At 71.4% G+C, this 8,886-nt stretch carries 8 protein-coding genes and 1 pseudogene; 4 read left to right on the forward strand and 5 right to left on the reverse strand.

Annotated features, from left to right (window positions below; all coding sequences use genetic code 11):
• The 5 genes and pseudogenes from CQZ88_RS18670 to CQZ88_RS18690 form a co-directional block, all read right to left on the reverse strand.
• Nucleotides 1-301: pseudogene (locus CQZ88_RS18670) on the reverse strand (ABC transporter ATP-binding protein); the annotation flags it as partial.
• Nucleotides 301-2,040, reverse strand: coding sequence for a thiol reductant ABC exporter subunit CydD (gene cydD, locus CQZ88_RS18675; RefSeq protein WP_029541475.1), 1,740 nt, complete (start codon nucleotides 2,038-2,040; stop codon nucleotides 301-303). The gene cydD and the pseudogene CQZ88_RS18670, both read right to left, overlap by 1 nt.
• The gene (gene cydB, locus CQZ88_RS18680; RefSeq protein WP_006930194.1) at nucleotides 2,037-3,074 is read right to left on the reverse strand and encodes a cytochrome d ubiquinol oxidase subunit II; all 1,038 of its coding nucleotides are present in this window, start codon (nucleotides 3,072-3,074) and stop codon (nucleotides 2,037-2,039) included. Before cydB ends, cydD begins: the two co-directional genes overlap by 4 nt.
• Before the next feature lie 10 nt (nucleotides 3,075-3,084).
• Entirely contained in the window at nucleotides 3,085-4,581 is a 1,497-nt protein-coding gene (locus CQZ88_RS18685; protein WP_006930196.1) for a cytochrome ubiquinol oxidase subunit I, read from the reverse strand.
• Nucleotides 4,582-4,793: 212 nt separating this feature from the next.
• Nucleotides 4,794-5,639: an aminodeoxychorismate lyase gene (locus tag CQZ88_RS18690; RefSeq protein WP_029541472.1), complete on the reverse strand. Its 846-nt coding sequence runs from the start codon at nucleotides 5,637-5,639 to the stop codon at nucleotides 4,794-4,796.
• 54 nt (nucleotides 5,640-5,693) lie between these two features.
• On the opposite strand from CQZ88_RS18690, the gene CQZ88_RS18695 reads away from it, so the two are divergent.
• The 4 genes from CQZ88_RS18695 to CQZ88_RS18710 all read left to right on the forward strand — a co-directional run bounded on the left by CQZ88_RS18695 (nucleotide 5,694) and on the right by CQZ88_RS18710 (nucleotide 8,858).
• Nucleotides 5,694-6,824, forward strand: coding sequence for a folate-binding protein YgfZ (locus CQZ88_RS18695; protein WP_006930200.1), 1,131 nt, complete (start codon nucleotides 5,694-5,696; stop codon nucleotides 6,822-6,824).
• On the forward strand, nucleotides 6,821-7,495 hold the full coding sequence (locus tag CQZ88_RS18700; protein ID WP_006930202.1) for an MOSC domain-containing protein: 675 nt from the start codon (nucleotides 6,821-6,823) through the stop codon (nucleotides 7,493-7,495). The genes CQZ88_RS18695 and CQZ88_RS18700 overlap by 4 nt, the downstream gene beginning before the upstream one ends.
• Nucleotides 7,492-8,466 (forward strand): asparaginase, encoded by a 975-nt coding sequence (locus CQZ88_RS18705; protein ID WP_006930204.1) that lies wholly within the window; start codon nucleotides 7,492-7,494, stop codon nucleotides 8,464-8,466. The genes CQZ88_RS18700 and CQZ88_RS18705 overlap by 4 nt, the downstream gene beginning before the upstream one ends.
• Nucleotides 8,467-8,648: 182 nt before the next feature.
• Nucleotides 8,649-8,858 (forward strand): DUF3073 domain-containing protein, encoded by a 210-nt coding sequence (locus tag CQZ88_RS18710; protein WP_006930206.1) that lies wholly within the window; start codon nucleotides 8,649-8,651, stop codon nucleotides 8,856-8,858.
• The last annotated feature ends 28 nt before the right edge of the window (nucleotides 8,859-8,886 follow it).

Below are 8,886 nucleotides of genomic sequence, written 5' to 3' on the forward strand. Positions count from 1 at the left end.
CGGCGAGGCGCCGGTAGAGCCGGGTGCGAGCGGCGGTGGTGCCGCGCAGCGCGGTGTCGTGGCCGGCGAGCCGCTCGAGATAGCGGAACAGGCCGCGGGAGATGCCCAGGGCCCGCACCGCGACGACGGCGACCGTCAGGTCCAGCACCGGCGGCATCTGCCACGCACGGATGATCAGCCAGGCCGACAGGCCCGCCAGCGCCAGGGCGCTGCCCAGGGTGGCGACGCCGGCGGCGACGGCGGCGGCGACCCGGCCGGGGCGCAGTTCGAGCAGCGCCATCGCGCGACGCAGATCGTTCATCACCGCTCCCCCGTGCCGGAGGTCGCGTCGCTGTGGGAGCAGACCCGGACGACGGTGTCGGCGATCGCCAGGATGCTCGGGCGGTGCGCGACGATCACCACGGTGCGTCCGCGACGGGCCAGGTCCCGCACCGTCGCCAGGACCGTGGTTTCCGTCGCGTCGTCGAGGTGGGCGGTCGGCTCGTCCAGCAGCAGCACGGGCCGGTCCGCGGCGAGGGTGCGGACGAGGGCGAGCCGTTGCCGCTGCCCGAGCGACAGCCCGCTGCCGCCGGCGCCGACGACGGTGTTCCAGCCGTCCGGGAGCTCCTCGAGCACCTCGTCGAATCCCGTTGCCGCACAGATGTCGTCGATCCCGGCGGTGGTGAGGTCCACGCCGGTGAGGCGCAGGTTGTCGGCCAGCGTGCCGGGGAGCAGCACGGGCCGCTGGGGCAGCCACGCCACCTGCCCCCACCACGCGTCGTCGGCCACCACGGGACGGCCACCGACCTCGACGCGGCCCTCCACCGGCGCGGCGAGGCCGAGGACGGCGAGCAGCGCCGTCGACTTGCCCGAGCCGTTCGCTCCGGTCAGCACGGTCACGGCGCCCGGCCGGCACACGGCGTCGAGCCGGAACGGGGCGTAGCCGTCGCGGCTCGCGACGCTGAGGCTGGTCAACGTCAGTTCGGCTGCGGTGGCATCGAATTCGGCGCTCTCCGACACCGCGGTGGTCGCGGGGGCACGGTCGAGGATCGTGAAGGCGCGCTCGGCGGCGGCCTTGCCGTCCTCGGCAGCGTGGAACTTCGCGCCCACCGTGCGCAGCGGCAGATACGCCTCGGGGGCGAGGATCAGCGCGACGATGCCCGCCTCGAGGGCCATGTCGCCGTAGACGAGGCGCAGGCCGATGCTCACCGCGATCAGCGCGACGGACAGGGTGGCGAGCCATTCGAGCACGGTGCCGGACAGGAAGGCCACGCGCAGCGCCGACATGGTCGTGCGGCGGTGGTCGTCGCCGAGTTCGCGCACCTTCTGCGCCGGCCCCTGCTCGCGGCCGAGCGCGCGCAGCGTGGGCAGACCGGCGATCAGGTCGAGCAGCTGGGCCGACAGCGTCGTCATGGTGCGCAGCGTGCGGTCGGCCTTGCCCTTGGTCAGCAGCCCGATGAGGATCATGAACGCCGGGATGAGCGGCAGCGTCACGACGACGATGATCGCCGAGGTGAGGTCCTGGAAGGCGATGACCACCACGGTGATCGGGGTGAGCGTGACGGCGAGCAGCAGGGCCGGCACGTACCCGGTGAGGTACTCGGAGAGCCCGCCGAGCCCGCGGGTGAGGACGGTGGCGATCTCGTCGCGGCGTGGTTCGAGTTCGCGCGGCGGCAACCGGGTCGCCGCCGCGAGCACCTCGTGCTCGAGTTCGGCGACGACCCGGCTCGCCGAGCGGTGCGCGAACCGGGACTGCACCCACGTGACGAGGGTCCGGACGGTGACGGCCGCGGCCAGCGTCAGCAGTTCGGTCCGCCATGCGCCGAGGTCGGTGGAGCCGGTGGTGAGCACCCCGGCGAGGACCGCACCGATCGCGAGTGCGGACACGACGATCATCGCGACGTTGATCGAGGCCGTGACGACGGCGAGCGCCAGATAGCCGCGGGCGGTGGCGGAGTAACGCCACAACCGTGGGTCGATCGGCCCGCGACGCCGCGGCGCGTCCGACGCTCCGGGGGCGGAGCCGAACGGACGCACCGGGGCGTCGGCGGGCGCGGTCATTTCGTCCCGAGCGACAGGCCGATGGACTTCGGGATGTGCTTGGTGGAGATGCGCTGGCGGAACACCCAGTACGTCCACCCCTGGTAGATCAGGACCACCGGGGTGACGATCACCGCGGCCCACGTCATGACCTTCAGCGTGTACGGGCTCGACGACGCGTTCTCGATCGTCAGCGACAGGGTGTCGCCGAGCGTGGACGGCATGACGTTCGGGAACAGCGAGCCGAACAACAGGACGACGGTGCCGACGATCGCGACGGTGGTGAACACGAACGCCCAGCCCTCGCGCTCCGCGCGGGTGAGGGCGACGACGGCGAGCAGCGCGGCCGCCGCGGCGCCGACGACGAGCCACGTCCAGGTCTTGCCGTAGGCGAGTTGCGTCCACACCACGAAGACACCGGCCACGACGACCGCCGGAACGGCGAGCCGGGCGGCGAGTTTCACGGCGTCCTCGCGCACCTCGTCGGCGGACTTCAGGGCGATGAAGACCGCGCCGTGCAGCGCGAACACCAGTGCGGTGGTCGCGCCGCCGAGCAGCGCGTACGGGTTCAGCAGGTCGAAGAAGCCACCGATGTACTGCTTGTTCTCGTCGATGGCGACGCCGCGGACGATGTTCGCGAACGCCACGCCCCACAGCACGGCCGGCACCCAGGAGCCGAAGACGATGCCCCAGTCGCAGCGCCGCCGCCAGGTGGGGTCGTCGATCTTGCCGCGGTACTCGATCGCCACGACCCGGACGATGAGGCCGAGCAGGATCAGCAGCAGCGGCAGGTAGAACCCGGAGAACAGGGTCGCGTACCACTCGGGGAACGCGGCGAACATCGCGCCGCCCGCGGTGAGCAGCCACACCTCGTTGCCGTCCCACACCGGTCCGATGGTGTTGAGCAACACCCGGCGGCGGGTGTCGGCCGTCTCGGTGCGGCCCCGGCCGAGCACCGGCATCAGCATGCCGACACCGAAGTCGAAACCCTCGAGCACGAAGTACCCGGTGAACAGCACCGCGATCAGGACGAACCAGACCTCTTGAAGTCCCATGACCGATCTCCTAGTACGCGAAGGACAGCTGCTTGGGCCGGCCGGTGTCGTCGGGTTCGTCGTCGTGCTCACCCGGCGGGTGGGCGTCGTGCGGCAACGGGCCCTCGATGGTGTAGCGGCGGATCAACCAGAACCACACGACGCCGAGCGCGCCGTAGACGACGGTGAAGGCCACCAGCGAGGCGATCACGGCGCCGGACGAGTTGTTCGACACGCCCTGGTCGACGGTGAGCCGGATCATGTCCACGCCCGTCGGGTTGGGGTGCACCACCCACGGCTGGCGTCCCATCTCCGTGAAGATCCAGCCGGCGCTGTTGGCCAGGAACGGCGTGGGGATGGCGAGGATGCTCAACCAGCCGAACCACTTCTGGTCGGGGACGCGGCCGCGGCGGGTGACCCACAGCCCGGCCAGGGCCAGCGCGGCCGAGCCGGCGGCCAGGCCGATCATGGCGCGGAACGACCAGTAGGTGACGAACAGGTTGGGCCGGTAGTTGCCGGGGCCGAACTGCTCCTCGTACTGGTCCTGCAGGTCTTCGACGCCCTGCAGGGTGACGCCGGTGAACTCGCCCTGCGCGAGGTACGGCAGCACGAACGGCACCTCGAGGACGTGGATGACACCGTCGCAGTTGTTGTGCGTGCCGATCGTCAGGACCGAGAACTTGGGGTCCGTCTCGGTGTGGCACAACGACTCCGCCGACGCCATCTTCATCGGCTGCTGTTCGAACATGAGCTTCGCCTGGATGTCGCCACTGACGAAGAGCGCGACACCGGAGACGATCATGACCAGCATGCCGAGGCGGGCGGCGGGGCGGAACATCCCGCGGGCCTCACCCTCGAGCCGGTCGGCCTCGACCGGCTCGGCCTGCGCGGCGCGCCGCATGTTGCGCACCATCCACCAGCCGGCGATGCCCGCGACGAAGGTGCCGGCGGTGAGGAACGCCCCGGCGACGGTGTGGGGGAACGCCGCGAGCGCGGTGTTGTTGGTCAGCAGTTCCCAGATGCTCGTCAGCTCCGCACGCCCGGTCTCGGGGTTGTACGTCGCGCCGACGGGGTGCTGCATGAACGAGTTGGCAGAGATGATGAAGTACGCGGATGCGTTCACGCCGATCGCGACCAGCCAGATCGTCGCCAGGTGGAGCAGTTTCGGCAGCCGGCCCCATCCGAAGATCCACAGGCCCAGGAAGGTCGACTCGAGGAAGAACGCCACCAGGCCCTCGAGCGCCAGCGGGGCGCCGAAGACGTCCCCGACGAAGCGGGAGTATTCGCTCCAGTTCATGCCGAACTGGAACTCCTGGACGATGCCGGTGGCCACGCCGAGGGCGAAGTTGATGAGGAAGAGCTTGCCGAAGAACTTCGTCAGGCGGTACCAGTGGTCCTTCTTCGTGACCACCCACATGGTCTGCATGATCGCGATGAGCGGGGCGAGACCGATGGTCAGCGGGACGAGGATGAAGTGATAGACGGTGGTGATGCCGAACTGCCACCGGGACAGGTCCAACACATCCATGGCTACTCCGAGGTGACGCCCAGGGACAGGCTCCGAATCCGGGGCGCGGGCTCGGGGCCTCGGACTCTGTGCACAAGGGACCATCCGCCGCACGCGCCGGAGACCTTGTTACTACTAACAGTAGTAGAAGTGGACAGAAGCGTCGACGGTGTCGACCGACACATGCTTCCGATCGCGCGAGCGGCACGCCCCCGGCCGGGCCGCGGCGGCGCTCACTCGACCGCGGCGTCCACCAACGCCTCTACCTCACCGACCAGGGCACGGCGGGACAGGGCGTGCCCGTCGAGGGTGTGCACCCGCGCCGCCAGAGCGACGCTCGAGACGAGCCAAACACCTTCCGCCACAACGAGATCCGCAGGACGGACCGGTTCGTACCGCACGACGAAATTGTGGTCGCCCGCGACGTCGAACAGCGCCTGCTGCGTGGTGCCGGGCAGGATCCCCTGCTCCGGCGGCGGAGTGATGAGCGTGCGGCCGCGCGCAATGAGGACCGACGAACGTGGCCCCTCCAACACGTACCCCTCGCTGCTGATGTAGATCACATCGTCGGCGCCGAGCGACTCGGCGTGCCGCAGCGCCGCCATGTTCGTCGCGTAGGACAGGGTCTTGGCCCCGAGCAGCTGCCACGGCGCCTTCGACGCGAGATCCACCGAGTAGCCGCGCTCGAGCGTCACCACGGACACCCCGTCCTTGCGGGCCTTGTACACCCGTTCGGCCACCGGCGTCAGCAACAGGAACGCGGTCGGTTCACTCCCGCCCTCCCGGCCGCGGGTGTACACCAGGCGCAACGCCCCCTCCCGCTCCGCGTCCCACTGCTCGATCGCGACCTCGATCGCCAGCCGCCAGTCGTCGCGCTCGGGGGCCGGCAGTCCCGCCGCCGCGGCGGACGACACGAGCCGGCTCAGGTGCTGTTCGACGGTGCGTGCCCGCCCGCCACGCACGAGGAGCGTCTCGAACACCCCGTCGCCGCGCAGCACCCCGATGTCGTCCGCGTGCAGCAGCGGCACATCCGCGTCCCGAACCTCGCCGTCCAGCGTCACCAGCACCCGCTCAGCCATGCGCACACCCTATCCATTCCTCCCGGTACAGACCCGCGCTCCTAGACTGGTGTCGTGGCCGACACTCCCTCCGTGACCGACAGCCCACTCCTTGCCCGCCCCGGCGCCGTCCCTGCGCCGGCCGGCACCCCCGACGCGGGACTGCCGTGGCACTACGGCGACCCGTTCGGTGAACAGCGCGCTGCCCTCACCGGCGTGGCCGTCGTCGACCGCTCGACCCGGTTCGTCGTCGCCGTTCCCGGCGAGGAGCGCCTGAGCTGGCTGCACACCATCTCGAGCCAGCACGTCGCGCAGCTGCGCGACGGCACCTCGGCGGAGAACCTCAGCCTCGATGCGCAGGGCCGCGTCGAGCACCACTTCGTGCAGACCGATCTCGACGGCGTCACCTGGATCGACACCGAGCCGCAGCGTGGACCGGACCTGCTCGCGTTCCTCACCAAGATGGTGTTCTGGTCCAAGGCCGAGCCGCGGGACGGCAACGAACTGGCCGTGCTCACCCTGCTCGGTCCGCACGCCGGCGATGCCGCCGTCCTGGCCGCGCTGGGCATCGACGCCCTGCTCGCCGACGTCTACGCCGCGGCCGCGCTGCCCGGGGGCGGGCTCGTCCGGCGCATGCCCTGGCCCACCGACGACGCCTGGGACCTTCTCGTACCCCGGGAACGGCTCGCCGACGTGTTCACCGCCCTCGTCGACGCCGGTGCCCGCCCGGCGGGCACCTGGGCGTTCGAGGCGCTGCGGGTCGTCTCGCTGCGCCCGCGCATCGGCCTCGACACCGACGAGCGCACCATCCCGCACGAGGCCCGCTGGATCGGCGGCCCGGCCGAGCACGGCGCCGTCCATCTCGACAAGGGCTGCTACCGGGGGCAGGAGACCGTCGCGCGGGTGCACAACCTCGGCAAGCCGCCCCGGCACCTCGTCCTGCTGCACCTCGACGGTTCCGCCGAGGGCCGGCCCGAACCCGGCGACCCGGTGACCGCCGACGGTCGCGCCGTCGGCCGGGTGGGCACCGTCGTCGACCACTTCGAGCTCGGTCCCGTCGCGCTGGCCCTCGTCAAGCGGAACGTTCCCGTCGGTACGGCGCTCGTCGCCGGACCCTGCGCCGCGGCGATCGATCCGGACTCGGTGCCCGACGACGCCGCCGTGCAGGCCGGCCGGCTCGCCGTGGAACGGCTCCGCGGGCGGTGAGCCACCCGTACGTCCCGACCGGCCGGGTCGAGGCGGTCTGCGTGGTGCACGCCGTCCGCCACAGCGGCACCCGCCGCGTTCCGTACACCGCCATCGACAAGCGGCCCGTGCCCGGGCCCGTGCCGGTCCGGCAGCTCGGCCTGCACGGCGACCGGCAGTGCGACACCGCCCACCACGGCGGCCGCCACAAGGCCGTCTACGCGTACGCCGAGGACGAGGTGCGCCGCTGGGCCGACGAGCTCGGCCGCGAACTGCCCGCGGGTTGGTTCGGCGAGAACCTGCGCGTGAGCGGGATCGCCACGTCGGATGCCGTGATCGGCGAGCGCTGGCGGATCGGCTCCGCCGGCCTGCTCCTCGAGGTCACCGGACCGCGCACCCCGTGCGGCACGTTCGGGGTGTGGGCGCAGGAACCGGGCTGGGTGAAGCGGTTCGCGGCCCGCGGCGACACCGGCGCGTACCTGAAGGTGATCGTCGAGGGCCCGGTCGAGGCGGGCGACGGGATCACCGTCGTGCACGTGCCCGAGCACGGGGTGACCGTGCGGGAGCTGTTCACCGGCCGGGACCCGGCGCGGATCGCGGTGATGCTCGAACGGCAGGCCGACTTGTCCCCTAGTGTCGCCGACAAGGCTCGCAGACGAGTCGCCGGACGAGAGGTGCAGGTGGAGTATTGAGCGTCGAACTCGTGGAAGTGGTGCGGTCGGGATTCCGCGAATGCGTGCACCGCGGCTCGCTCGTCGTGGTCGGGCCGGACGGTGAGGTGCGGATCGCCCTCGGAGAGATCCACACGCCCGTCTACCCGCGTTCGTCGAACAAGCCGCTGCAGGCGGTGGCCCTGCTGCGCCACGGATTCGTGCCCAGCTCGACGGAGGAACTGGCCATCGCGACGGCCTCCCACGAGGGCGAGGAGGATCACGTCCGGCTCGTGCACGCGCTGCTCGCCGGGCACGGGTTCACCGAGGACGACCTGCAGTGCCCGCCGGACCTGCCGGGCAACGAACCGGCCCGCGCGACGATCGTCGCGGCCGGCCGCCCACGGCGGACGGTGTACATGAACTGCTCCGGCAAGCACGCGGCGATGCTCGCGACGTGCGCCGCGAACGGCTGGCCCGTCCGCGCCGAGCAGGACGAGCCGGGCTACCTCGACTCCGCCCATCCGCTGCAGCAGGCCGTGGTCGAGACGATCCTCGAGCTCGCCGGGGACGTGGAGGACACCGATCTCGGAATCGACGGGTGCGGACTGCCGATCGTGCCGCTACCGCTGTTCAACCTCGCCCGCGCCTATTCGCGGCTGGCGACGGCCGCGCCCGGGACGCCGGAACGGGCCGTCGCCGACGCGATCCGGCGTCATCCGCGCCTCGTCTCGGGCAGCGGCAAGGACGACGCCCGGCTGATGCCCGCGGTGCCGGGGCTGCTGTGCAAGGCCGGCGCGGACGGCGTGCACGCGGGCGCCCTGCCGGACGGCACCGCGTTCGCCCTCAAGATCGACGACGGCCACGAGCGGGCCCGGCTCCCCCTCACGGCCGCCCTGCTGCACCACCTCGGCGTGACGTGGTCCGAGGACCACGCGGAGCTCGCCTCGCAGCCGGTGCTCGGCGGCGGCATCCGGGTCGGCACGGTGCGGGCGATCCCCGGGGTGCTCTAAGCGCCACCGGCACCGCATTTGCCCAGGTCGCCTGTGGGTGAGACCAATCGGACACTGCCGCAACCAGGTGTGTGGAGGCGGAACCGACTTTTGCACGCTAGAGTGGTGGCCAGGAAAATACTCAATTAACCGGGGCCGCCAAATTCCCCAGGCCGCCCCGTCAAGGCGCGAGGGGGTTAGCCATGGGCCGCGGCCGGGCTAAGGCAAAGCAGACCAAGGTTGCACGGGAGCTCAAGTACAGCTCACCGGCCACCGACTTCGAGAGCCTCCAGCGGGAATTGTCTGGCGGTACACCCAACTCGCACCGGGACGAGGTCTTCGCGGACCAGCGTTCCGGCCCGGACGGTCGTTCCGCCTGGGACGACGACTACGACGACGACTGGCGTCGCTGACCCGAGCCTCACGCACGGGAGGGGGGAG

The sequence above is a fragment of the Rhodococcus sp. ENV425 genome (genome assembly GCF_002887785.1).
GTDB classification, from domain to species: Bacteria; Actinomycetota; Actinomycetes; order Mycobacteriales; family Mycobacteriaceae; genus Rhodococcus; species Rhodococcus aetherivorans.

Bases quoted from the DNA above. Each gene is read 5' to 3' on its own strand.
- CQZ88_RS18710 (WP_006930206.1), top strand. From the start codon at position 8,649: ATGGGCCGCGGCCGGGCTAAGGCAAAGCAGACCAAGGTTGCACGGGAG.
- cydD (WP_029541475.1), bottom strand. From the start codon at position 2,040: ATGACCGCGCCCGCCGACGCCCCGGTGCGTCCGTTCGGCTCCGCCCCC.
- cydB (WP_006930194.1), bottom strand. From the start codon at position 3,074: ATGGGACTTCAAGAGGTCTGGTTCGTCCTGATCGCGGTGCTGTTCACC.
- CQZ88_RS18690 (WP_029541472.1), bottom strand. From the start codon at position 5,639: ATGGCTGAGCGGGTGCTGGTGACGCTGGACGGCGAGGTTCGGGACGCG.
- CQZ88_RS18685 (WP_006930196.1), bottom strand. From the start codon at position 4,581: ATGGATGTGTTGGACCTGTCCCGGTGGCAGTTCGGCATCACCACCGTC.